9 protein-coding genes are annotated in these 26,360 nt (G+C 66.4%); 1 reads left to right on the top strand and 8 read right to left on the bottom strand.

The genetic code is table 11. The features are described from left to right. Nucleotides 1–4,046: immunoglobulin-like domain-containing protein (locus AC19YT_RS17430; RefSeq protein ID WP_500610701.1), on the top strand; the 4,046-nt coding region annotated here is incomplete at its 5' end. Nucleotides 4,047–4,156: 110 nt separating this feature from the next. On the opposite strand, the gene AC19YT_RS17425 is transcribed toward AC19YT_RS17430, so the two are convergent. From AC19YT_RS17425 to gspK, 8 genes are all read right to left on the bottom strand, one after another. Continuing rightward, nucleotides 4,157–16,843, bottom strand: coding sequence for a putative filamentous hemagglutinin family protein (locus tag AC19YT_RS17425; protein WP_500610703.1), 12,687 nt, complete (start codon nucleotides 16,841–16,843; stop codon nucleotides 4,157–4,159). A 214-nt stretch (nucleotides 16,844–17,057) separates the two neighbouring features. After that, on the bottom strand, nucleotides 17,058–18,221 hold the full coding sequence (locus AC19YT_RS17420; protein ID WP_500610700.1) for a substrate-binding domain-containing protein: 1,164 nt from the start codon (nucleotides 18,219–18,221) through the stop codon (nucleotides 17,058–17,060). A 475-nt stretch (nucleotides 18,222–18,696) separates the two neighbouring features. Then, nucleotides 18,697–19,902, bottom strand: a complete 1,206-nt coding sequence (gene gspF, locus AC19YT_RS17415) for a type II secretion system inner membrane protein GspF (protein ID WP_500610699.1) — start codon at nucleotides 19,900–19,902, stop codon at nucleotides 18,697–18,699. Next, nucleotides 19,902–21,320 (bottom strand): type II secretion system ATPase GspE, encoded by a 1,419-nt coding sequence (gene gspE, locus AC19YT_RS17410; protein WP_095109712.1) that lies wholly within the window; start codon nucleotides 21,318–21,320, stop codon nucleotides 19,902–19,904. The genes gspF and gspE overlap by 1 nt, the downstream gene beginning before the upstream one ends. A 40-nt stretch (nucleotides 21,321–21,360) precedes the next feature. Continuing rightward, on the bottom strand, nucleotides 21,361–23,694 hold the full coding sequence (gene gspD / locus AC19YT_RS17405; protein ID WP_500610698.1) for a type II secretion system secretin GspD: 2,334 nt from the start codon (nucleotides 23,692–23,694) through the stop codon (nucleotides 21,361–21,363). After that, nucleotides 23,691–24,236, bottom strand: a complete 546-nt coding sequence (locus tag AC19YT_RS17400; RefSeq protein ID WP_500610697.1) for a type II secretion system protein M — start codon at nucleotides 24,234–24,236, stop codon at nucleotides 23,691–23,693. Before AC19YT_RS17400 ends, gspD begins: the two co-directional genes overlap by 4 nt. Beyond that, a complete protein-coding gene (gspL, locus tag AC19YT_RS17395) occupies nucleotides 24,229–25,389 on the bottom strand; it encodes a type II secretion system protein GspL (protein WP_500610696.1) in 1,161 nt (386 codons plus the stop codon). Before gspL ends, AC19YT_RS17400 begins: the two co-directional genes overlap by 8 nt. Then, complete coding sequence (gspK, locus tag AC19YT_RS17390) at nucleotides 25,386–26,354, bottom strand: type II secretion system minor pseudopilin GspK (protein WP_500610695.1); 969 nt, start codon at nucleotides 26,352–26,354, stop codon at nucleotides 25,386–25,388. The genes gspL and gspK overlap by 4 nt, the downstream gene beginning before the upstream one ends. Between the last annotated feature and the right edge of the window lie 6 nt (nucleotides 26,355–26,360).

The following is a 26,360-nucleotide window of genomic DNA, read 5'->3' as shown; positions in this document are numbered from 1 at the left end:
CGTACTACGCAGGCCGCAACAGCAGCGACCTGGTGACCCTGATCTGGGAAGCCCAGAACGGCGGCTCGCTGGAGCGCTACGAACAGCCGCTGGTCGTCGGCGACCTCGACGAAGGCGAGCCTATCGTCCGCAGTGTGGACCAGGTAGACATCCGTCGTTTCGACGGCTTGAGGGTCAAGGTGTTCTACCGCGTCAACGACGGCGCCAGTAAAATCCGCCTGATCCGCACCTCGCAGATTTTCTGGATGCAAGTGGGCGTTGTCATGCCGCAATTCCCCGCCCCGCGGGTCAGCCACGTCACCCCCGGTACCGACCTGCTCGACCCCGACCAGGTGCCCGCCGCCGGTGTCATCCTGACCGTCCCCTACACCCAAACCTGGGTCGGCGACCAGGTGACCTACATCTGGGACGGCTCAGAAAGTGCCGGCGACATCTCCAACACCATCACCCTCACCGCCGCCACCGCCGGTCAGGAAATCCCCATCCCCGTGCCCAAGCTCTACGTCGAAAACAACCGTAATGGCGTGGTGATGGTGCACTACACCATCCGACGCGGTACCGAACTGCTGGGCGTGTCCCACACCCTGAACCTGCGGGTGGGCAAGGACCTGATGGACCTGTCGCACCCCACCCTGCGCAACCATGGCGACGGTTCACTGGTCAACGTCAACCCCCTGGATATCCAGCACGAAACCGCGGTGATCGTGCAATACGACGACATGCTGACCACCGACAGGATCAGCCTCAAGTGGTACTACCCAGACTGCACCACCCCCTACATCGCCGATAAAAACGGCCTGGCGGGTAAACGGGTGGAATTTATCATCAGCGCCAACTCCGGCATCGTCCCGCCCAGTGTGGGCAAGACCATCCAGGTGCAATACATCGTCACCCGGGGTAGCCAGGAACACACCTCACACTTCCTTACCCTGAACGTGGCCAGCATCGCCCCCGGCGACCTACCGAGCCCGCTTATCAATGGCTTGGGCAACGGCGAACTGCTGAACCTGAACACCTTCCTCGGCAACGCCAAGGCTTCACTGGCCAAATGGCCCCTGAGCAAAACCGGGCAACGGGTGTGGATGACCTGCAGCAGTTCCAGCGCCCTGCCCTTACCCGTATTAAGTGGCTATGCAATCAACTCGACCGAAGCGGCCAATGGCCTGGTGGATAAAGCCGTGTTGCGCAGTTGGTTGGAGGGTTTGAGCAATAACAGCCAGGTCACGATAGGCACCAAGGTGACCTTCGATGGCAGTGCAGATGACGCTCAGGCCCAGGCCTTCCCCACCACCACCTACACCCTGGTCACCCAGGCCCTGGACTTGCCACTGCCGGTACTCATCAACGCCACCGGCACCGGCGCCAACGTCACCTATGCGCCACTGCAAGGCGTAAACGGGGCCAAGGTGCGGGTGAGCTACCCGGACATGAGCACCAGCGACAGCATCCGCCTCGTCATGGCCGGCACACCCGGCGCGGGCAGCCCGACCATCGCCCCTAAACCAGGCGAAACCGACAAGACCGTCGAGTTCGATATCCCCGCCAGCGCCATCGCCGCCAATATCGGCAATGCCAACCGTACCTTTACCCTCAAGTACGAAGTGACCCGCAGTGGGGAGATAAAACCCTCTGAGATGGTGACCGTGACCGTAACACCGATTCCCACCGACGAACTGGTCAAAACTCTCATCCAAATCAACCAAGCCAGCGGCAATATTCTCGATCTCTCGACCATCACAGGAGGGGCCACCGTGCGCATTGGTGTGTGGCCGTTTATCACCACGGCTTGCCCGGTGTGGCTGGAACTCAAAGGCACGAAGACCGATGGTACGGACGCCAGCCTGACTCTATGGAATGGCGGGAGCGCGCAGACCAGCCCCACTTGGATCAGCGCCGGCCATTACGAGGAGACACATTCTTCCCCGTTCTTCGCCAGCCTCAAGGATGGCTCCACCTTGGAGATTCACTTCAAGGCATCCTTGACGACAAACAACACGGTGACACAGGCGATTGTCTTCCCGGTCAAGACCTACACCGTAAAAGCGGCTCTGAGCTTACCGCGGCCGGTGCTGGTGCAAGCCACGGGGTCAGGCGCCAATGTCACCTACGCTGCGCTGTTGGGTACCAACGGCGCCAAGGTGCGTGTCACCTACCCCGACATGAACACCAGCGACAGCATCCGCCTCATCATGGTGGGTACATCCGGCGCGGGAAGCCCGACCATCGCCCCTAAACCAGGCGAAACCGACAAGACCGTCGAATTCAATATCCCCGCCAGAGCCATTGCCGCCAACATCGGCAATGCCAACCGTACCTTTACCCTCAAGTACGAAGTGACCCGCAGTGGGGAGATAAAACCCTCTGAGATGGTGACCGTGACCGTAACACCGATTCCCACCGACGAACTGGTCAAGACTCTCATCCAAATCAACAACACCAGCGGCAATATTCTCGATCTCTCGACCATCACAGGAGGGGCCACCGTGCGCATTGGCGTGTGGCCGTTTATCACCACCGGTTGCCCGGTGTGGCTGGAACTCAAAGGCACGAAGACCGATGGTACGGCCGCCAGCCTGACTCTATGGAATGGCGGGGGCGCGCAGACCAACCCCAGTTGGATCAGCATCGGGTACTTCGATCAACCAGCAGCGTACTCACCGTTCTTCGCCAGCCTGAGGGACAACTCCACCCTGGAAATTCACCTCAAAGCATCCTTGACGACCAACAACACGGTCGGCCGGGCGATTGTCTTCCCAGTCAAGACCTACACCGTAAAGGCGGTCCTGGACCTGCCGCTGCCGGTATTGCTGAACGCCACGGGGTCAGGCGCCAATGTCACCTATGCGCCGCTGCAAGGCGTAAGCGGGGCCAAGGTGCAGGTGACCTACCCGGACATGAACACCGGCGACAGCATCCGCCTCATCATGGTGGGTACATCCGGCGCAGGAAGCCCGACCATCGCCCCTAAACCGGGCGAAACCGACAAGACCGTCGAGTTCGATATCCCCGCCAGCGCCATTGCCGCCAACATCGGCAATGCCAACCGTACCTTTACCCTCAAGTACGAAGTGACCCGCAGTGGGGGCATGAAACCCTCTGGGATGGTGACCGTGACCGTGACACCGATCCCCCAGACCAGCCTGCCAAGGCCGCTCATCAATAACCTTCCCCACAACGCAAATCTGGACCTGAACACCTTCACCGGCAACGCCAAGGCGGCTGTCGCCAACTGGTCATTGAGCAATACCGGGCAACGGGTATGGATGAGCTGTACAAGCCCGGGTGCGTCTAACTTGGTGGTACTTAGCGCCTATTCCATCAGTGCGAGCGAGGCGAACAGTGGTGTGGCAAACAAAGATGTGCTGCGCACTTGGCTGCAGGGGTTGAACAATAACAGCCAGGTCACCATAAGTTGCAAGGTGACGTTTGATGGCAGTACCAGTGAAGCACAGGCTGTGTTGTTTCAATCGACCAACTACACACTGACGGCAAGACCGGCGCTGAGCATTGATACTTCGACGGTCATTCGCAACCAGACCTTGTATCTGTGGAAAGATAAAACCCATGAAGTAAGGCCCAGCAATGGTGCCGACCAATTCCAGCGCCAGGCCACTGGAGGGTTACCACCCTACGTCTATACCTCGAGCAATACGGCTTGCGCTGTCGTGGATAACAACGGCGTCGTGGTCATACGCAACAACGGTTCAACCACCATTACCGTGCAGGACTCGGAACACAAGCAAGTGTACTACTCCGTCTCGGTTTCCAACGTCAGGTTCTTCCAAGATACGTTCTACGGAGGCAGCTATAAAACGTGCGCAAGCATGGCAAGTAACCGGGGCGGCCGGCTGCCCAATATGAATGAACTAAGGGCGATCTACGATACGTACAGAGGTAATTGGCCAGGGCAAGCCCACAGCTACTTCTGGTCAACGGACAAAGCCGGAGGCCTGTTACCGCAGTACTGGGGCAAACACTTTCGTGACGGTAACGAAGCATATACCACAGAACACAACACCAGCTTTCTTTGCCTAGTGGTGTTCTAGGCCATGTAAAAGCACCGGAATGGATTTAGCCCTTCATAAATCCATTCCGGCCACCGCTCGCGCTACAGCATCCGCCGCAACCCCACCTGTAGAGGCGGGAAAGCTCGCTTCTACAGGGTCAGATTGCCTCGTTCCTCCTCAGTCAATTGCAACTGCGCCTGGTCGCTCAAGGGGCCTGCGCCAAGCACTTGCACCGGGCTTTGCCGGTTGTAGGCCGGGGCACGGCTGGCGCCTTCACGGGGGGCGGCCAAGGGTTCCTGGCCGTAGCCCAGCACCTTGACGGTCACCACCGAGGGCAGGTTCTGCCGCGCCGCGGCCTTTTGCTGGCGTGCCACGTCTTCGGCGGCCTGGGTGGCCGAGGTGGCGGCGGAACTGGCCGAGGTGATGGCCCCGGTGTTCACGGCCGCCACCACCGGCATGCCGGAAGCCTTGCCCTGCACCTGGATGTTCGCCGCGTTGACCACTTGCAGGGCATAGAGGTTGATGTTGCCCGACACCCGGATCCCCGCCTCGCCCGCATCGATGGTGCCCAGGGGTGCCAGCAGGTCGATGTCCCCCGCCGGTACTTCGGCAATCGGGGCCAGGGTGGCGATGCCCGCGCCGGAACTGGGCACGCTCGGCGCCAGGGCGACGTTGCCCCATTGGTCGTAGACCCGCTTGGGCGGCGTGTAGACCACCGTGGTTTTCGAGCCACGCCCGGCGTTGATGTCGCCCTGGTCCGACCAGCCGAATATATCGCCGCCGAAGGTGGTCATGATGCGGCTCTGGCCCAGCAGGATGCTGCCCTGGGCATACAGCCCGATATTGCCGGCGCCCTGGGTGATGACCCCCGAGGTGGACGGTGGCGCCTCCCCTTCGACACCGAACACCTGCTGCCCGCCCGGGGTGAGCAGGTGGATGTCGCCGCCGAACAGGGTGTGGATCCCGGCGCCGCCATACAGGGTGATGTCGCCGTCGTAGACAATCGGGTTGCCCGCCACGTCGGTCTTGGGCAACAGGCTGGCGATAGCGTTGCGGCTGCGCAGGAAGCTGCCAAAACGCGGCCCGTCCACGTCGTTGTACTCGCGCCCACCGGCCCGCAGTTCGGCGAAGTACACATCGCGGGCAAACACCCGCTGCTGCTCCGGCGCCAGGCTGGCGAAGTAGGTCGGGGCCTCCTGCGCTGTGCCGGCGTAGGCAAAGCGCGCCTGCAGCCAGGCCAGCAGTTCGGCCTCGTAAGTCTTGGCCACTTTGCCCGGTTGGCTGGCCAGGGCCTGGTCGCTGTGGGCGCGGCTGGCCGGGTCCAGGTAAGGCCGCACGAACTTGAGGTAATCCAGCCCCCCGGCGCCAACACCGGCCTCCATCACAATGCTCGCCCCCTGCCGCGTATCCCCCGGCACCACCGCCCCCAGGCTGGTCACCGAGGCGCGGTCTTCCATCAGGATATTGCGTCCGGCCTGGAGTTCCAGGGTGCCAGGGCCGGCGATGTTGAAGCTGCTGTAGCGGATGTCACGCCCCGCCGCAACCACCGAGATATCGCTGGCGTTGCCATGCACGAAGAGGTTGCCACTGCTGGTACCCGAACCCGAGATATTGCTCGTGGTAGCAGCGATTTTCGTTGGCATCTGGGTCGGCATATTAAGCGCCGTACCCGAGCCGACGATGTCGCGCCCGGCCTTCATCCACACCGGGCCGGCACCCTCATAGCGGGTCTGGCCAATGCGGTCGCCGATGGTGAAGTTCAGTAGTTCACCGCTGCGCAGGCCGACGATGTCACCCGTGGCGGCGTAGAACCGCGCCGGTGTAGCCGAGAACGCGGCCCGCGCGCTGGCGGTGTTGGCACCGAAGGCGAACAGGGAGAACTCGATCTTGTTGGCGGGTACTGATTCGCGGCTCAGGTTATTGACCACCTGCTCAAGGCCATTCCAGCCGACAAAGGCCGGGGCAAACGGCGTTGGCAGGGTATCCAGGCTGGCACCCGACTGGCTGACGGCATAACCGCCGGCATAGATCGAGTTACCCGCCAGCAAAGCCAGGCGCCCGCTGTTGGACGGGGCCAGCAACAGGGAATAGGCAGAGTTGTTAAAGGCACCGTTGGCGCCCAGGGCCGAAGTCCCAAGGAAGATGCTGCCACTGGCGGCTACCGCACTCAATTTCGAGGGAAACAGGAAGCGCCCGTCCGTGGTGGAGTGGTTTTTGCTACCCTCAGGTGTCAACGTAGAGCCACGTACTACGGCACCGCTCTGCACGCTGGGGGTCATGCTGCCGCCGGCCGAGAACAGGTTGATGGCGGTGTGTTCGGTCCACAGGGAGAACCAGCTCTGCCCCTCGCCATACGCCTGGCCGTTGTAGCGGTAGGCCGAGGCATGTTCGGTCTTGATCCGCCCCGGATCGCCGGCCCCCGCCAGCACCAGGTCGCCACGGGTGGAGAGGTTCGCCGTGGCGTCCCCCAGCATCAGGGTCACACCGCCGGTGGCGGCGCCCCGGGTCGCGGTGTACGGCGAATAGGCGCGGCTCTCTTTGTCGTCATGCTGCCCCTCAAAACGGCCATAACTGAGGGCGATACCACCCAGGCTGCCCGCTTGCAGGTTGAGGGCGCCGCGCAGGTTGCTCAGCACACCGTTGAGGCTCAGGAGCTGTTGTGTGTAATCGCCAGGAGCGCCGGACACGTCGGTCCCTGGCAAGGCCGCACGGGCCTTGAGGTCCGGGTTGAGGTCGCCGCCCATGCGCACGTCCAGGTCACCGCCGCCGGTGAGCAGCAGCTCGCCGCCCGGGGTCACGCGCCCGGTGCTGCCCACCGCCAGCGCCAAACCGGCGCTGCGCGGTGCTTTCAAGCCGCGGCTGTCACCGCGACGAGCAAGCATGCCCGCATCGCTGCCCAGGTCCAGGGTCAGGTTGCCGCCGCCCAGGGTGCCGACACCAGTGAAGCCCACCAGCCGCGGCATTGCCTCGATCTCGCTTCTTTCAAGGAGTGGGTAGGCCGTGTTGCCGCCGCCGGATCCCTTGATATAGGTGCCAAAGTTGATCCACCAACTGGTGGGGGTTTCGTCCACGCCCTGGGTGTGCCCGCTGCCCTGGCGCCATAGCCAGTTGCCCAGGTTGGCACTGTCCAGTTGGGTGCGCCCATCGCCGATATACGGCACCACGCCGGTGTTCGGGCTGAGGATGTCGCCACTGAGGCTGCCACCGGCCCGCAGCAGCACGTTACCGCCCTGGTCGGGGTACCAGGCCGCATACAGGCTGTTGGGGTTTTCATTGACCAGGCCTTCATAGGCCTTGCCCGCACTGCCCAGGAGGGTGCCGTCGCTGGCGTTGCTGCGCGGGCGGTCGAAGGCCGGCGCCGCGCTGCCGGCGCGCGAGGCACTGGACACCCCGGCCGTGTAGATGCCGTACAGCGATTGCATCGCCACGTTGCCGGCCGCCACCAGGTCGAGGTCGCCGGTGCCGGTGCGCAGCACACTGAAATGCTGGGTAATCGGGTTGACCCGTTTGAGCGCACCGATAATCACCTGCTCAGGCACTTCAGGGGTGGGCAGGCCGACCACCACGCAGTCGCCCTGCTCCAGGCACATGTCCTCGTCTGGGCCGGAGACCGCCGGGGTGCCGGGCGTGTAGCCGAACTGCGCTCCCGAATCGCCCCACACATAGGTCGTCGTAACGCAGGCGCCCGGCATGTCCGTGCACACGCCCTCGTCGTCCTCGGACACCGGGGTGCCGGATACATAACCGAACTCGGCCCCCAGGTCCGTCCAATACAGGGCACCGCCCGGCTTGGCCGGTTTACCCGGGATGATGGTTTTCTCGTACACCTCGTACAGGCCGTAGTGGGTATCGGCCAGAGTCAGGTCGCCGGCATAGGTGGGTTTGATCGCCCGGCTATCGGCGGCCGTGGTGTCGGCGCCCGACACCAGGCGCAGCGACCAGGATTGCGAGCCTTCGGCCAGCATCGTCGCCACCGCCCAGTTGCTGCGGGTGCTGGCGCCGGTGACGCTGCGCAGCGGCACCGACAGCACGCCGGCTGGCAGTTTGATATCCGTCAGGGACGGGATCAACGCGCCCACCTTGAGCGCCAGGCTACCGGCCAGCCGCACGCCGTCCGGCTCATCGTTGCTGAACTGGGCCCGGCCCGGCAGTGGCACACCGGCCGGCCAGGTCATCGGCCCCAGGCTGGCGGGGCCGGGCAACAGGGTGCCGGCATCGAGCAAGGTGCCCGTGGCCAGCACCAGCGGTTGCTGCAACAGGGTGCCGGCGGCGTACAGCACCTGGCCGTTGCTGTCGCGCACGGCGGCGCTGAGCACGGTGTTGGCCGGCAGGGTCAGCGGCGCTTGCAAGCTGCCCTGCACCGCCAGCACGGTGCCGGAGGCCAGGGTGGTGGCCTTGAAGGGCAACGCATAGTTGAGGGTCTTGCCGGCCGGGAACAGGCTGCCGTCCTCCAACACCACCCCAGGGCCGGGCACGATAACGTCGGCGCCGAAGCCCTGCATACCCGGGGTGAGTACCCAGCCCTTGTCGTCCGGGGTGGCCGGCGGCGGCGCGAAGCCGTCGTTGATGCTGCCGTAGATATCCAGGTTGCCACCAGCACGGATCACCAGGCTGCCCGGTTCGCCTGAACCGTAAACCGAGGTCTGTTGGGTATGGGGGTTGACGCTGGCGTAGCGGTAGCCGGAGAGGTCGAGGTCGCCACTGACCACCAGGTCGCCTTCGGTGAGGATCTGCACTCCGGGGCGCAGGTGGAAGGCCTCGCGGTATGCCGCGTTGTTGAGGCCCGCGAGCTGGCCGTGCATCAGCCCGTTGTTGGCCAGTGCGTGGTCGATGAACTGTTGGCTGCTCAGGTGCTTGGCATTGAGGTACGCCTGGTCGATCATCTGATACGGCCGCCCGCTGGCCGCCGGCACCGGGCCGACCGGGGCGTCGGTGTAGCGCGCCACGGCGTTGAGGCCAATGGAACGCGCACCGAAAATGCCCAAGCGGCCGCTGGCGTCGATGGCGATGTCGCCCTGGGTCGGGTCGCCCGCATTCAGCCGCGGGGCGTTGAGTTCCAGGGTGCCACGGGCCTGGCCGTCGTGTTGGCCGGGGCCGCTGCCCACGGCCGCCGCAGTGCCGTGGCGCAGGTCGATGCGTGCGCCATCGGCCAGGGTCAGGGTGCCCAGGCCACTGTTGAGTTCAACGATGGCGCGGTTCGGCGAGTCGATGATCTTGCCGTAGCTATCGACCCGCAACTGCGTGCCATGGGCGTCGAGCAAGGCACTGCCGGCGAGGGTCAGGCCATGCTGGCCGGCCAGGCGAATGCTGCCGACCCGCTCGCCGCTGGCGTCGAGGGTGCCCAGCACCGTGAGGCTGCCGTTGTCCACCGAGACGTTGATCTGGCTGGCCTTGAGTTCGTTGCCGATCACCAGGTTGCCCTGTTTGAGGGTAAAGCTGCGCGCACCAAATACCTGGCCGTCGTTCAGGCGCTGGTTCAAGGCCACAAAATCGCCCAGGTATTGGCCGCGGATATCCACCCCCCCGGCCTTGTACGGCACCAGGGTGCCACCGGCGTCGTAATAGCCGCTGCTGCCCGCGAGAATGCGGCCCTGCAGATCGATCACACCGGCGCCCGCCTCGACCGCCACGGCCTTGAGCAGGCCACCCTGGTTGTTGTGCGCCGACAGGTCGATCACCGCACCCGCCCCCTGGCGGATATTGCCGTGGCGGCTCTGCAGGGTGACGTCGCCGCCCCAGCTATATTGTTTCTCGTCCAGCAGGCCCACGGTACGCCCGGCCAGGTCCAGCCGTGCGGCGTCGCCCAGGTGGATGTCCTGTTCAGCGCTGAGGGTCAACTTGCCGCTGGGCAGAACCACGGCAGTGTCCAGCCCGATGCTGCGGGCCGCCAGCAGCAGTTCGCCGCCCAAGGCCTGCACCGCCACGCCATTGGCCGCGCCGTTGCCATTGACGCGCAGGTCGCCGCCCACGGTGATGCGGTTCACCGAACCCGCTTCGCCGGTCAACAGCGGTGTGCTGATGGTCAGGTTGCCGCCGCTGTGGGCGTAGCCCTTGCCCGCTTCATAGGCGCCACGGGCCTGGTACACCGCCAGGCTGCCCTTGTGGTTGGCGGTGATGCGCTCGCTGGCCGTGAGGTTGACGTTGGCAAAACCCAGGGTGCTGCGCCCGTAATCCCCCAGGCTGTCGGCCTGGGTGTCGGGGCCGTGGCCGAACTCGATGCGCCGCGCCTGGACCTGCAGGGTGCCGCTGCCGGTTCCGGCCCCCTGGGCGATCACCGGCGCAGCCGCGTTCGGTGCCCCGCTCCAGATCAGGTTGCCGGTCTGGATCAGCGCCACGTCGTCAGCATTGCCCGCGCCGTAGATCGCCGGGGTGCTGAGGACCAGTTTGTCCAGCAGCGACTTGCCGTTGCTGTCCAGGGTACTCAGGGTGCTGCTGCCAAAGAAGTTCAGCGATTGCCCGGCGGTCAGCCCCAGGCTTTCCAGAGCCGGCGCGCCGCGTGAGGTGTCGCCGCGCAGCAGGCGTTCCATCACCTGCTGGTCCAGGGTCAGGCCCAGGGGCAAGGTGTTGCGCTCGGCCGCAGCGGCCAGGGCCTGCGGGGTGCCGACGTTGATGGCGCCCACCGCCAGCGTCAAGTGGCGGGTGCCGTAGCGCACCGCATCGTCGAGGGTGAAGGTGTGGTTGGTGGCAAAGGCGATCGTGCCTTCGGAGTACAGCCGCGTTTCACCGCCGCAGGCCGCCAGCGCACACTGGCCGACGAGGATACTGCCCGGCGCGCGGTCGCTGGTGGCCAGCGGGGCCAACATCTGCAAGCGACCATTGGAGACAGCCACCACCGTGTTGACGCCCGGTTGGTAGATGAAACCGTCGCCGGAGTCGTAGGCAGCCTTGCCACGCCCCAGGGCATTGATCGACGCACCCTGCTCGATGTGGATGCCGCCGTTCTCCATCCCAACCGGCGCGTTGGCGATCAGGAACACCTCCGGTGCCACCAGGGTCGCGCCTTCACGCAGGGCCACCGACCACGCTCTTTGCGCCCGGTCAAAGTCGACGAAGTTGCCGCCCTGGCCATACGTCACCGTGGTCGCGCCGCCCAGAGTCAGGCGGGCCGCGCCCAGGGCATTGAGGGTGTCGGCGTACAACGAAACCGTTTGCGGGTTGCTGCTGACGGGCGCGCCGCTGGCGAGGATCTCTAACCCCTGACTGGCGGTGACGGCAACGGTGGCGCCAAAACCGCCCTCGGCAGGTTTGAAGCGCGCCTCGCCTGCGAAGTTCAGGGCGTTTTGCGCCTGCACGCCCCGCGACAGCTCCAGGCGCAGGTTCTTGGCATCGGCCTCAAGCGCGGCACGGGGCACGCCGACCCGCACCTGGTCGGCGCGCACGAAGTCGGCATAGGAGGTTTCGTTGTACTGGGAATAGCGGCGCAACACAGCCGCCGGGGTGACGATCACCTGGCTGGCCTGGCTGTCGCGGATGCCGGTATGGGCAATCGACAGTTGCCCAGCCGTGGCCCAGGAACCATTGCGCAGGGCCACCGCACCCGGTACCGCGCCGGCGCTCAAGGCCTGGGCCAAGCCATTGACCTCCACCCGGAAGGCCCCCGGCAGCAAGGCATAGGTGGACGGCAACAGGGTGTAGGTGCCCGCCGGCAGGCCCGGCACGCCGCTGCCGATGCTGATCTGCTGGCCCGCCAGCGGCTGGCTCGCGCCACGCTCGCCATCGCTGGGCGCCACGTTGGCCTGCACCCCGGGGACGATAGCGTACACCGGGTTGGTGGCCAGCCCCGGCAGGGTGAAATGGCCGTCGGCGCTGATCTGCACCAGGGGGTTGTAGCGCGCATCGGTAGAGCCACCCCGCCCGGAAACAAAAGCCGCACCGAGCAAAGCGCCGCCGCCGGACAGGTCCAGCACCGCCCCCTGCTGCACGTCCAGGGTTTGCCCCAGCAACCGGGTCCCTACCTTCAGGTTGCCGGCGATGTCGGTGCCGCCCACGCCGAGCAATTGCACCTGCTCGCCGTTGTAGCGCCAGGTCACGCCGTCCAGCGTGCCGCCATAGGGCAGGGTCAGGCCGCCGGCGCTGACCGAGGTCAGGCTGCCGGGCAGTAAGTTGACCGAACGCGTCGCCCGCTGCACGCCTGAATCAAAGCCCAGGGTCAGGTTGCCCATGGGCGCGCGCAGCACCCCTCCCTGCTCGATATGGGCCGCCGCCAGCGACAGGCTGCCGAACACCGAATAGGGTTGCGCCGGGTCAAGGGGGCTGACACGGCCAATGCTCAGGGTGCGCTGCACATCGAAATCGACGTTGGGCCCCAGATAGCCTGCCCGCACCCGCGCAGATGCACCGGTGGCCGGATAGATTTGCGCGGCGGCCAGGTGCAGGTCGCCCGGGGTGGTCAGTTCAGTGAGGGCCGTTTTGCTGGTGCCGGCCAAAAAGCGCAAATCGCCCTGGCTGACCCACTGCGTCTGAGCGAAGCCACGGCGGTCGAACACACCCGCCACGTGCTCATGCTGGCCGGCGTGGCCACCGAGGGTGACTCTATCGCGCACCTCCAGCAGCGTAGCAGCCGCCACCGACAGGTTGCCCGCCGCGGCCTGCTGGGAAACCGTGTCCTGGACCGTGGGGCGAATCTCGTTCGCCGGCCCCCCTCCAACATTACCGACACCCGCCAGACGCACGTGTGGCGCCGCTAGGCTGACACGGGCCTGGCCCGCCGCGTTCTCACCCAGGGCCAGCACGTTGGCATACAGGCTCAGGCTCTGGCCCAGGCGCAGGGACATATCGCCGTCGAAGCTGATAGCGCCATTGCTCAGCAGGTTGAGGTTATCGAAACCACCCTGCTCGACCTGGGCCACCGTCAACCGCCCTTGGCCGTACACCAGGGTATCGGCCACCTGCGCCGCCGTCGCGCCGGCCAAGGCCGGGGCCTGGGTCGTGCTCAGCAGCAGTTCCCGGGCCTGGCGCACCCGTTGCGCGGCATCGGGCAGATAGAGGGGCGTTTCCAGGGCCATGCTCAAGGTGCCGCCCGCCGCACCACTGCCACCGGCACTGGCCTTCAAATCCCCCGCCAGGTACAGGCCATTGCTGGAGGCCAGGGAGATGCTACCGCCGTCGCTGGCCATCAGGGTTGGCCCGCCGCCCGCCAGGTCCACCCGCGCCTGGGTGCCGGACGCATCCAGCCGGGCGCCTTCGCGCACCACCACAAACAGCTTGGCCGCATCGGCCTTGCCGGTGGCCGGGTCGATGGTACCGCCCACCACTATGCTGCCGCCCTTGGCCACCGTGCCATAGTGCCGGCCCCGGACATCCACCGCCGTGCTGGCGCGTGCGGCCACATCCAGCAACGCATGCTCGCCAATCCAGATGGAGCGGCCATGCCCCACCGCTTCTACCGGTTCGGTCACCGAGGCACTCGGTGCAATAGCGCCCAGGGTGATCTGCCCGCCCCAGGCGCTGAGGGTGCCGTCCACCGTCAACTGGCCAATGCTGCGCACCTTGATGGCCTGTCCTGGGTCGACACGGATCAGCGCACCCTGGCCGATCTCGGCCTGCACCCTGGCCATCTGCGCCGCATTGGAGATCAGAGTGCCCGCCTGCAAGCTCAGGCTGGCGCCCTGGCGCTGGGTGAGCCGGCCCTTGATCGGGTCCGCCAGGGCCAGGGGCGGGGTCCACAGCTCCAGCGCCGCCCCTGGCGCCGAACCTACGGCCAGGCCCTGGGCCGATTCCTTGAAGCGATACACCGGCGTCGTCACCTCGACCTGGGTGCCGTCGGCCACCCGCAGGCCCTCGTTGCCGGTGATGTCGTAGGCGGAGAAACCCTTGTTGAAAAAGCCACCGCCCAGGTGCAGGGCGGTAGACGCCGGGTCGCGGGCCTGGTCGCTGATAAGCACTTCGCCGGCCTGCACACTCATGCGCCCGCCCCCCTTCACGCCGTAGCCCTGCAACTGGCCATCGAGGGTCAGGACGCCGCTGGCGCCTGCGGTGTTGGCGTTGGCGGCCAGGCTCAGGTCGCCGCCCTTGCCACCGAGCAACTGGCCCTTGACCCCCAGGCCCGCGCCCGAGGACACATCCACCGAGGTGCCCGCCGCCAGCGTGACATCGCCACTGCTGCGCAGCGCCACGCTGCCACCGTTGAGGTAGGGCAAGCGGCTGATGTCGCCCGGGGCGAGCACTTGGTTGCTCCACAGCCCGCTGGCATCCAGCCGCGCCGCGTTCTGCACCAGCAGGGTGCCGCGCCCGCCGAGGGTAAAGTCCTGCTTGCCTTGGTCACCGAGGGTGGTGACCTGGGGCTGTACGTTGCCCAGTTGCAGGCGCCCGCCATGGGCGGTCAGGTTGGCGTTGACCTCGATATCCGGGCCATACAGGGTGATTTCCCCGCCGCTCGCCACCTGCAGGGCAGCGTCTACCTGGATCGCGCCCGTGGCCGCGACCTTGAGCGTGCCCAGGCCTATGGCGTTGAGCCGGTCGCTGTCCAGGTGCAAGGTGCCACGGCGCTCTTCGGGCAATACGCTGGCCAGGTCGAGGCCGGCGGCGATGGCCTGGGGGCTGTGGCCCAGGACGACGTTCTTGAGCGTGCCGGCGTTGGCCCCGAGGACATATTCCAAGGCGCCGCGGTCCTTGATGTACCAGGGCACATAGCTGCCCACCACCAACTCGGCGCCGCGGGCCACGGCGGTCTGCGTCTGCCGGTAGCCTTCGAGCCCGGCCTGGGCGGCCTGCACTTGGCGGTCCCCCTGGAAGGTGTCGCCGATGACCTGGCCTTCGAGCACCGCGTTGGTGGTGCCGATGACCAGGCGCCCGGCATCGCGCCCGACGGTGTAGCCGGCCTCTGCCCGCTCACGCGGGGCAATCAGCGGGTTGTAGTAGTAATCGGTCACGCCCCAGCGCGGGCTGTGGTCTTCATAGCCTTTGTAGAGGCCGCTGTAGAGGATGTCGCCAGGGGCGCGGGACACCTCGAACAGGCGCCCGTTCGCCGCCCGCAGCCAGCTCTGTTTAAGTTTGCCGCTCTGCACATCGAGGGTGCCGCCAGACAGGTTGATCTGCGAGCCTTGCTGGGTTACCACGTCGGCGCCGCTGAAATTCACGCTGCCGCCCTGGGCCATCCACTCGCCCACGCTGTGGTTGCGGGTGCCCAGGTAGCCGCCCACTTCCAGCAGGCCACCGGCGGTGTACCAGCGGTCGGTGGCGTAGCCGTTAGTACCTGCGGGCACGCGCACCAGCTCACGCACATCCACCCACACATCGGTGCTGTTGAGCTGCTTGCTGTCGCGGTTGACCGAAGCGTCGCGCTGCTCGTTGCCCTGGATATTGACCTTGACGCTGTTGGCCTCCATCGCCACTTTGACGCCCACGGCGCCGGAGACGTCGATCACCGCGCCGTCGCGCAGCAACGCGCGCTGGCCGGCCTTGACCGCCACCTGCCCGCCGGTGGCCAGGGTCACGGAACCTGCACGAAAGTCCACGGTACCGGCGCTGTTGATCTCCACGAGGGACTGGTCGCGACGGTAGGTGTCGGCCGACACCACGTTGCCTTCCTGGTTCAAGACCGGGGTTATCAACCCCGCGCGCTGGCTGTCCAAGGCGTTGCTGCTGTCCAGCAGGATGGCGCTGGTGCTGCCCTCCCCCAGGCTCACACTGGCGTCGCTGCCTGTGGCGTTGAGGTGCAGGGTGCCACGGGCGTCCACCGAGGAGCTGGACAGCAGTACACCGTTTTGCCGCACCTGGCGCCCGGCCAGGGTGATATCGCCGGTGGCCGCCTGGATGCTGCCGCTGTTGCTCACCTGGCCGGCGCCGCTGACGCTGACTTCATTGCCGCGGGTGGTGGAGCTGGCGTTGCCGTCCGTGCCGTAGCCCTTTTTGATAATGAAACTGTCGCCCGCCGCCAGGGTGGTCTGGCCCCGCGCCGTGTTGATGGCACCGGCGTTTTCCACGTCCTTGCCCAGCAACAGCACGTAGCCACCGCCGGCCGTGGAGGTGGCCGGCGCGTGGGTCTGGATCTGCGCGCCCTGCTCCACCAACACCTTGCCAGCGGCCTGGGTGAAACTGGGGCTGGTCGTGTTGGTGCTGTACAGGCCACGCTGGGTGAACTGCTCGGCAGTGAAATCGGTGGCGGCGGCCACCAGGTTGCGCACGTTGACCTGGCTGCTGCCGCTGAACACGATGCCGTTGTTGTTGACGATCAACACCGTGCCATTGGCCTTGAGCGCGCCCTGCACCTGGCTGGGCGCGGTGCTGTTGTTGACCCGGTTCAACGCCGCCCAGTCGGCCTGCTGTTGCAGTTCCAGGGTGGTGTTGCGGCCAATGTTGAAGGTGTCCCAGTTGAGCACGGCCTTGTCTGCCGTCTGTTTGATGGTCACCAGGGTCTTGCCATTGGCATCGGTCTGCACCGGCCCCTCGGCATTGACGAACAGCGGCTTGCCGTCGGCGCCGATGACCACATTCAGGCCATTGCCACCCAAGCCGTTGTGAATGGTCTCCAGCCCCGCTTTGGCCCCCGCCCGCCCGGCCGCTTGCGCCGCCTGTTGCGCGGCAATCGCTGCCACCGTGTTGTTCAGCGTGCTCAAGGAACGCTGCAACTGGGTGTTGGCCCGTTGCTGCTGGGACAGCGGTGGCGGCGTGCCCGGCAAGCCGGCCCCCGGGCGCGCCACACCGGCCGCCTTGGCCGCGCCCTTGGCCGCGAACCAACCCGAACTGAACGCCTGGGGCTGCGCCCCATAGGCCGAGCCCGCGAGCATCAGCAAGGCAATGGCATGGGCCAGCGGCTTGAGCCGCAACACCGGCTGCGCGGCAGCTTCACGGCGGTGGGCAACAGGAGAGGCAGTCGGTTTGGGCTGGGAACGCATCACTTACAGGTCCTTTTCACGGGTCTGGCGAACGACGGGCGCACGGCGGGGCCGCGGGCACGCGCTGGGGTTACTACCTAGGCGGTTGGGCAGCGGCGCGACCGAACTCTTGTCATGCAATGTTCATGTGCCGGGCGTGCGCCTGAAACGAAAAAGCCGGCAATGGCTTGCGCCATTGCCGACCCTGGAACCCAACCTGCCCAACGGCAGGTTTTTACAACGGACGGCCCAAACCGGCGCACAGGCTGGTGTTGCCCACGCGCAGCGGGCTGGCAGCCTTGTAGAACGTGTCGTGGACGGCTTGCTGCCAAGTGCTGGACAGCGGGATGAAGGAGTGATCGACCACAGCGGCATTGTTCAAACCGGTGTAGTGACGGTTGAGGAAGTTGCGGATGCGGGTGTTATCGCCGCTGTCTTTGTAGCACTGGCTGAACACCAGGTTGGTGGTGCCGACGATGGGATAACCGGCAGATGGGTTGGCAAACGTCGGTACCCAGTCCAGTGGGTTGGCGACGTTTTTGGAGGTGTCCAGCGTAGGCGGCAGAACGGTGTCCAGGGTGGTCTGCACGTTGGCCTGGCTAGGCAGCAGGCCGTTGATGGAGGCAACAGCCTGGGCGTTGTCGTAGTCGGCGTAGTCCGGGCTGACGTAGCCGATGGAACCGTTGTTGGCCACGATCGCGGCGGCAACGCCGTCACTGCCGGTCACGCCGATGTAGGTCGAGCCCACTGGCGCGCCGGTGGCTGGGTTAAAGCCCACGGCGGTGCTGAAGTTGTTGCTGGCGCCAGGCACCGAAACCGGTTTTACCGCTTTGAGGTGAGTGGTGAAGATCTCGGTGGTACCGCTGTTTTCGGTGCGGTAGATCACTTTGATCGGCAGGTTTGGACCGGCGGTGCCGTTGAAGGTCACTTGGTTCCAGTTGGTGGTTTTACCGGCGAAGATGTCGGCCAGTTGAGTGCTGGTCAGGTTCAGCGAAGTCTTGCCGTCCAGGTGAAAAGGCACGGTGACCGAGGTAGCAGCGGTAGGCACTTGGATCAGCGCGCCGAAGCTTGCTTTGCCCAGGGTGGCGTGAGCGTCATAGGCAGTCAGTTCGGCGGCGCTGACCAGCGAATCGCTACCGGCGTAATCGACGGTGATACCAGGGGCCAACTTGATTTTGGCGGAGTCGTTACCGAAGAAGGCTTTTTTGCCGTCGCCGCTGCCCACACCCTTGTACGCTTCAAAGCCAGGGATCGAGGACGCCAGGATGCCGGTGCCGGCGGTGGTGCCATAGAGTTTTTCCGGCAGGGTGGCACCGCCACCGACAACAGCGGCCATGGATTGGGCCGAGGCCAGTGCAGCAACAGCCAGGGAGGCCGCGATCATAGTGCGCTTAAACATGAAGATTCTCCTTTCGTCGTGTTCATACGTTGAGTGAGTTGTTCTTGCATGACGCCATATGGCGCTCGGGCTCCGGGGCTGTGGTGCAGGTGTTCCGGTCGAGGCCATGGGTTAGAAGTTCGCAGCTCGCGGTGACAGATAAAGGAAAAAACCACGGGAGGAAGGCGCTGTTTTCGAGGTTTTTTTCACGGGTGTGCAGGGTGGTTTGCGAGGCTCTGGCGCGGGGTGTGAGGGTGTTTGTGCGACGTGCCGGGCTACAGGCCTGGGCCGCTGGTGAGGGCTTGGCGCGACATGAAGTAATGATGAACCCGAGGTTGAACGGGCTAATGCTCGGGAGTGCGGGCGCGCAAGGCATCGGCAATCGGCATGTAGCAAGCAGGCTTGCCTGCGCTGGGGTGCGTAGCGCCAACGGCCACTGCGTGCCCGAGCGCGGGCGAGCCCGCTTGCTACAGAGCGGGTGGGTGGGAGGGTGCATTCACTGCACCAACTGATTGATCTCGATGATCGGCAACAGCACCGCCATGACAATCACCAGCACCACCGCGCCCATGATGACGATCATCAGCGGTTCGAGCAGTGCGGTCATGCCCATGGCGCGGCGTTCGATGTCGCGGGACAGGGTTTGTGCGGCGCGTTCGAGCATGGGCGGCAGGCAGCCGGTTTTTTCGCCGCTGGCGATCAGGTGAATCAGTACCGGCGGGAAGACTTTTTCCACCCGCAGGGCCGAGGCCAGGTTGACCCCTTCGCGCACTTTGGCGGTGGCGTCGCTGACACTCTGGCTCAGGCAGTCGTTGGACAACGTCTGGCGCGCCGCTTCCAGGGCCCGTAACAGCGGCACCCCGGCGCCGCCGAGGATCGCCAGGGTGGACGCGAAGCGCGCAGTGTTCAGGCCCAGCACGAAGCGCCCGACCAGCGGCAGGCCCAGCACGCGGCGGTGCCAGGCCAGGCGGGCGTGGGGGTTGCGCAGGTACAGGCGCCAGCTCCACACCGCCGCCGCCAACACGCCAAAACACAACCAGCCCCAGGCGCGGATAAAGTCGCTGGCGTTGAGCATCACCAGGGTCAGCCCCGGCAGGTCCTGGCGGGCCTGGGAGAAGGCGCTGACCACCTGCGGCACCACGTAGCTGAGCAAAAAAATCACGATGGCCACCGACACCAACCCCACCACACCGGGGTAGATGAACGCGGTGAGGATTTTGCCGCGCAGGTTGTTACGCTCCTCGATGTAGTCGGCCAGGCGTTCCATGACCTGGGCCAGGTCGCCCGACTCCTCCCCCGCCGCGATCAGCGCCCGGTAGATGTCGGGGAAGTCCCGCGGTCGTGCTGCCAGGGCTTCGGCCAGGCGCATGCCGCTGCGCACATCGGCGCGCACGGCGCTGAGGGTCTGGGCGATGTGTTTGCGCTCGGCCTGCTCCACGGTGGCGCTCAACGCCGCTTCCAGGGGTAGGCTGGCGCCCAGCAGGCTCGCCAGTTGCCGGGTGGCCCAGGCCAGGTCGTTGTCCGAGAGCTTGGCGCCAAACAACCCGGCGCCGCTGCTGGGCTGGCTGTCCAGTTGCACCTGCAGGGCAATCAGGCCACGGCTGCGCAAGGCGGCCAGGGCCGCGCCCTGGCTGTCGGCTTCCAGGTGCCCGGTCTCAAGGTTGCCCTGGGCGTCGGCGGCTTCAAAACGGTAGCGATTCATCAGGTGTCCCGTGTCACGCGCAGGATTTCTTCAGGGGCGGTGGCGCCACTGCGCACCCAGCGTTCACCGTCCTCGCGCAGGCTGAACATTCCCGCCACCCGCGCGGCGGCGCGCAGGGCCTGTTCGCCGGCGCCTTGGTGGATCAGGGTGCGGATGTCGTCGTCGATGCAGAACAACTCGTGGATGCCCGTGCGCCCGCTGTAGCCCGTGTGGTTGCACGCCGCGCAGCCCACCGGGCGCCAGGTGCCGGGTGCGCTGGGGTCCTCTTGCTTGCATTGGTTGCACAGGCGCCGCACCAGGCGCTGGGCGAGCACGCCGAGCATGGACGAGGCCAACAGGAACGGCTCCACCCCCATGTCGATCAGGCGATTGACCGCCGATACCGCATCGTTGGTGTGCAGCGTCGCCAGCACCAGGTGCCCCGTAAGGGAGGCCTGCACGGCGATTTGCGCCGTCTCCAGGTCGCGAATTTCGCCGATCATGATGATGTCCGGGTCCTGGCGCAGGATGGCGCGCAGGGCCAGGGCGAAGGTCATGTCGATCTTGGCGTTGACCTGGATCTGGCTGATGCCCGGCAGGTCGTATTCCACCGGGTCTTCGACGGTGAGGATGTTGCTGGTGCTGGCGTCCAGGCGCGCCAGGGCGGCGTAGAGGCTGGTGGTCTTGCCGCTGCCGGTGGGGCCGGTGACGAGCACAATGCCGTGGGGCTGGCGGATCAGGCCATCGAGTTTGCCCAGTACCTGGGCGTCCATGCCCAGGGTTTCCAGTTGCAGGCGCCCGGCCTGTTTGTCCAGCAGGCGCATCACCACCCGCTCGCCATGGCCGGTGGGCACGGTGGACACACGAATGTCGATGGGCCGCCCGGCCACGCGCAGGGCGATGCGGCCATCCTGGGGCAAGCGTTTTTCGGCGATGTCCAGTTGCGCCATGATCTTGATCCGCGACACCAGCGCGCCGTGCAATGCCTTGCGCGGCGAAACCACGTCGCGCAGGGTGCCGTCGACGCGGTAGCGCACCACCGAGTGGGTTTCGTAGGGCTCGATATGGATGTCGCTGGCCTCGTCCCGCGCGGCTTGGCTGAGCAAGGCGTTAATCATACGGATCACCGGGGCACCGTCCTGGGTGTCGAGCAGGTCGGTGATTTCCGGGATGTCCTGCATCAGGCGGTCGAGGTCCACCTCGTTCTCGGCCGCGCCTACCACTGCCGCGGCGCTGCCAGTGTCGGCATAGGCGCTGGCGAGCAGGCCGTCGAGTTCGTCGTCGCGCACCCGCACCAGCCGCGCCGGGCCGAACTGGCGCCGCGCTTCGCCGATGCTCCAGCCCGGTGTGGACGGGCAAATGGTCAACACCGCGCCCTGCTCGTCTGCCCCCAGCAGGATGCGTTGGGCCTTGGCCCAGGCGTAGGGTAAGGCGCTCATCTCGCGGCCCTCGTCAGGGTTGGCGTAGCAAGCGGGGCGGTCATGGGGCAGGCACCGCGCGCAGGGTTGCCCGCACCGGGGTGGCGGGCGGTACGCCTTGGGCGGCGTTGGGCAGTTGCGGGGCTTGCATGTCGGGCATGGCCCAGCTGCGTTCCGGTTGCAGGCCGCCCTGGGCGCGGCGCATGAAGTCGTAGCGGTTGAGGGTGATACCGCGCCCCGCCGCGCTGTCGCGGATGATGTAGGGCCGCAGGAAGACCATCAGGTTGGTTTTGTTGATGGCGCGTTTTTCGTTGCGAAACAGTGCGCCGATGCCCGGTAGAGTGCCCAGCCATGGCACGGCGTCGTTGCTCTGGCTGTAGCCGTCCTGGAGCAGGCCGCCGAGGACCATGATCTGGCCGTCGTCCAACAGGATGCTGGTGTCGATCGCCCGTTTGTTGGTGACCGTGCCGCTGGAGGCGGCGGTGGCCCGTTCATCGACGCTGCTGACTTCCTGGTAAATGTCGAGCTTGACCGTACCGCCCTCGGAAATCTGCGGGCGCACGTTGAGCTTGAGCCCCACTTCTTCGCGCTGCACGGTTTGGAACGGGTTGTTGCTGGTGCCGCCACCCCCGGTCACGTAGCTGCCGGTGACGAAGGGGATGGTCTGGCCGACGAAGATGCTCGCCGCTTCGTTGTCCAGGGTCAGCAGGTTAGGCGTAGACAGCACGTTGCTGCCGCCCTTGGCCTTGAGGGCGTGGGCCAGCACCTTGAGGTCCAATACCTTGCCCACGCCGGGGATGTCCACAGTGCCGTTGACCAACCCCAGGCTCAGGCCGCCGGGTAGCACGTCGAGGCTGGTCTTGCCGCCGGTATTGATGCCGCTGCCGCCCAGGTTGGCACCGCCGATCACGCCTTTGCCGCCCAGGTTGCCGGTTTGCCATTGCACGCCGAATTCGCTGGCGTCGTCTTCGTTGACTTCCACGATCAGGCTTTCGATCACCACTTGGGCGCGGCGCTGGTCGAGCAGGTCGATGACTTCGCGCAGGTTGCGGTACAGCGGGTCGGGGGCGGAGATCAGCAAGGTGTTGGTGGTGGCGTCGGCCTGGATGGTCACGCCGCCGGCGGTGAACGCCACGCTCTGCTCATTGGCCGTCGCCCCGCCACTGCTGCCCGGTGCGCTGGCGCCCTGGGCATAGCCGCTGCTGGCCGGGGTGCCCGCGGGCGGTGGGCTGCTGCCGTTCTGGCCGCCACTCTGGCTGGCGCCGGTGGTGGCGCCCATGGCGCCGAGCTTGGCCCGGGCATCGTCGCTCAGGCCGCTGTCGCTTTCGCCGGTGAGCAAGCCGCGCAGGGCCTGGGCCAGTTTGCCGGCCTGGGCGTTGCGCAGGTACACCACGTGCAGGTTGCTGGGGTTGCTCTGGGCGTTGTCCAGTTTGTACACCAGGTTGCGCGCCAGCTCGGTGCGCTCCGGGCTGCCGGCGCGAATGATGATGGCGTTGGAACGCGGGTCGCCGAGCACGGTGATTTTTTGGGTCGGGTCGTTGCCCTGGCCTTCGAGCAACTCGGAGACCATGGCGGCGATATCGACTGCGATGCCGTTCTGCACCGCCACCACATCGGTATCGATGGCGCTGGGAGTGTCGATGCCGTCGATGATGCGCGCCACCCGCTCGAGGTTTTCTGCGTAATCGGTGATGACCACCGTGTTATTGCCCGGGTAGGCGTTGATCGGGTTGTTGGGCGAGACGATGGGGCGCAGCACCGGGATCAGGTTCACCGCGTTTTCGTATTGCAGGCGGAAGGTGCGGGTCAGCATGCCGTTACCGGCCGGTTGGTCGGCGCTGTAGAGCGGCCCGCCCAGCAATTTGGCGTCGGCCTCGGGCACCACTTGGGCGACGCCGCCGACGTCCACCACGCTAAAGCCCTGCATGCGCAGCGCCGCCAGCAGCATGTCGTAGGCCTGGCGCGCCGGCACCTGGCCCTCGGACACCAGGGTCAGGTTGCCCTTGACCCGTGGGTCCACCAGAAACTGCTGGCCGGTGGAACGGGACAAGGCGCGCACCACGGCTTGGATATCGGCCTCGACGAAATTGAGCTGCACCGGTTGCTCGCCCAACGGGTTGCGCGCCGGAGCCGGGGCGTTGCTGGCCGCGCGGCTGCGCCCGGGTTGGCTGATGGGGTGCTGCACCCGGGGCTTGGGCGCCAGGTCCGACTGGTTGCGCAAACGGTCGGCCAGGGCGTCGCCGCTGCGCTGGGTATTGGCCAGGGGCCGGCCCAGTTCGCTGTCCACCAGCAAGGGCGGTTGCGGCGTGGGCGGGTTGCTGCTGCATGCGGCCAGCGCCAAGAGGAACACGGGCGCGACCTTGCGGTACTGACGGCGCAAAACTGACTGCTTCATGAAGCTTCCTTAGCGCCAGGCGCCTGATCCATGCGTACGGTTCCGGACAATGTGCTGCGCGTGTCATCGAGCGCCGCGCCGCGCTGCAAGCGGGCCTCGATGACGTTCAGGGACAGTTGCCGAGGGTTGCCCAGCAGCCAGCCGACCACCGCATCGGCGGGGGCTTTGTCGAACGTCAGTTGCCAGGCCGGGTTCCCAGAGTCGGGCGGCTGGAGTTGGTAGTGCTCGCCCAGGCCGCTGGCGTGCAGGGACTGGCGCAGTTGTTGTTCCAGGCCCGGGCCGGCGCCCTGCCCCAGGTCGCCGAGCAAGGCGTCCAGGGCTTGGGCCTGGGCGCGCACCTTGGGGGTTTCGGCCTGCCAGTAGGCGAGTTTTGCCAGGGCCGGCCCGATCAGCACGCTCCAAACCAGCAGCGCCGCGAGGGCCAGGGCAGCACCGGCCAGCAGGCGCTTTTCGCGCAGCGCCAGGGCCTGCCAGAACGCCTCGGCGCGGGCCGTGAGGTGGCGCAGGCGCGCCTGGGGTGCAGCGAAGGAAACCTTACTCATCGTCCACTTCCTTGGGGGCGTCGGGGGTTGGGGCGGCGGCCATGGGGCGCAGGGTCCAGCCGGCGTCGCTGGCACTGGCCTGAATGCCCGCCTCGGCCAGGGTGGCCTGCCAGGCGTGGTCGGCGGGTTTACGGCTGTCAGCCAGCAGGGTCAGTTGCAACTCGCCATTCTCGAACACCAGCTCTTGCACGCTGGCGGCGATAAACGGCATGGCCGTGGCGGCGTGTTGGATCAACGGGGTGAAACCGGCCTCGCCCGCTACGCCGCTCTGCCGCGCGGCGAGTTGCTGGCGGGCCTGCTGCAAGGGGTTGAGGATCACCGGTAATTCGGGAAAGGCCTGCTTGACCCGCTGGTGGATCTGCGCCTTGAGCTGTTGGCCCCGGGCGGCTTCGCGGGCGGCGTAGAGGTTCAAGCCCAGCGCCCACACCACCACCGCCAGGGCGCAACAGGCCAACGCCTTGCCCCACCCTTGGGCCGCGTGCCCACGGCCCAGCACCCCGGCGTGCAAGCCCCAGCCCGGCGCCGGCCCAGCCCAGCGCTGCTGGCTGGGCAAGCCTGCGGGCAGGCCCTGCGGGGCACCGTCCCCCAACCATTGCACGTCGGGGCCGGCAAGGGTCAGCAGGTCGGCGTCAGCCGCCTCGGGGTACACCTCGGCGTGCAGCAGGCTGTGGCGCAGCAGCAGGTAGCCGTCCCAGCGGCACGCCACCGGGGCGCCGCTGGCCACTGTCGGCAAGGCGTAGGCCGCCGGGAAAAGGCCGCGCAACGTCAGCCCACACTGGCGCAAAAGGGCGCCGAGCCGCGCCAACGCATCACGGGGCAGCCAGGCCAGGGCCACCCGGCCGTGATCGTCGCGGCGGCCATGGGCAATGAACATCTGCGCCGGCGCGCCGAGGATCAGCCCCGCCACCGCGCACTGCACCGCCGCCGTGACCTTGACCGCTGGCAACGGCGGCAGTTCGAGGCTGGCGAGCACGCTGTCCTGCGGGTGCAAGTAGGCCTCCAGCGCGGGCAACTTGGCGCGCTGGCCGAGTTGGGCCAGGGTGCAACGGCCCTCCTCACGCACCTGGCCGTTACGCTCCAGCCAGGCGAAGGTCACTTCGCTGTTGGCCTGCAAATCAGCCAGGGGCGGCAAGGCCATGCGCAACAGGCTCATACCCCCACCCGCGACCAGATCACCCGGGGCATGGCCTCTTCGCTGCGGTACAACAACACGTCGAGGCTGACCCGGCGCCGGTCGCTGCGGGCCTGGCCGCGCAGGCGGAACCACTCGCTGGTAATGCCGACCCGCACGTCGTCGACCACCAGGTGCGGCATGCGCAAGCGGTTGACGAACTCACCCCGGTTGATAAACCACTGGCCGCTGTCGCGCTCTGCGATCAAACCTTGGGCCCGGGCCAGCGACAGCCCCGGCACCACCGCCGCCAGCACCGTGGCGCTGGCGGTGTTGCCATTGACCCAGGTGTTGGCCGGCAGAATCGTCAGGTATGGCGCCAAGCGCGCCAGCAAGGCGTCGTCCACCCCTTCGACACCACGCAGGTCATCGAGGCTGCGCAGCATGCTGTATTGCGCCCGCTCGGGTTTGGCCGGCGCGTTGGGTGAAGTGGCGCGAGCACCTGGACTGACGGGGGCTGCGGGCACCGGCTCACGCTTGGCAACACGGGGATAGGCATTAATGATCCGCTGGCTGATGCGCTGGCCCACCGCCGGGCTGACGCCGAGCAATTGGCACAGGCGCTCGAAGTTCTGCAACTCTTGCGGGTCCGGGCGCTGGTTGGCCATCAAGTTGCGCAGGTTGAACTTGCCCTGCTCGTCCTGCAATTGCCCGGCGAAAGGGCCAGCGCCCTGTTGCAACACGATGGGCCTGGCCCAGGGCTGGTCGAGGCGGGTCGCCGCTTCCTGGAGGCGGGCATCGCGCAGCACCTGGCGGCTCAGCTCCACCGCGCCGAGCAGGCGCCAGGTGCCCTGGACCCGTTGTTGTTCGGCCTCAAGGCTGCGGGTGAACAGGGTCTGGCGGTTGAGCATACCGCCGGCGATCACCGCAACCACGGCGGCGATCAGCAAGGCGCTGATGATGGCCATGCCCTGCTGCCCGGCCGGTGCTGGCGTAGGACGCTTCATGGCCGG

The sequence above is a fragment of the Pseudomonas sp. MF08875 genome (genome assembly GCF_059862525.1).
Note: the sequence above shows the minus strand (reverse complement) of the source record. Positions and strands in the feature narration are given on the sequence as shown.

Coding starts and splice junctions, on each gene's coding strand:
- AC19YT_RS17420 (WP_500610700.1), bottom strand. CDS start 18,221: ATGTTTAAGCGCACTATGATCGCGGCCTCCCTGGCTGTTGCTGCACTG.
- gspF (WP_500610699.1), bottom strand. CDS start 19,902: ATGAATCGCTACCGTTTTGAAGCCGCCGACGCCCAGGGCAACCTTGAG.
- gspD (WP_500610698.1), bottom strand. CDS start 23,694: ATGAAGCAGTCAGTTTTGCGCCGTCAGTACCGCAAGGTCGCGCCCGTG.
- AC19YT_RS17400 (WP_500610697.1), bottom strand. CDS start 24,236: ATGAGTAAGGTTTCCTTCGCTGCACCCCAGGCGCGCCTGCGCCACCTC.
- gspL (WP_500610696.1), bottom strand. CDS start 25,389: ATGAGCCTGTTGCGCATGGCCTTGCCGCCCCTGGCTGATTTGCAGGCC.
- gspK (WP_500610695.1), bottom strand. CDS start 26,354: ATGAAGCGTCCTACGCCAGCACCGGCCGGGCAGCAGGGCATGGCCATC.
- AC19YT_RS17425 (WP_500610703.1), bottom strand. CDS start 16,843: ATGCGTTCCCAGCCCAAACCGACTGCCTCTCCTGTTGCCCACCGCCGT.
- gspE (WP_095109712.1), bottom strand. CDS start 21,320: ATGAGCGCCTTACCCTACGCCTGGGCCAAGGCCCAACGCATCCTGCTG.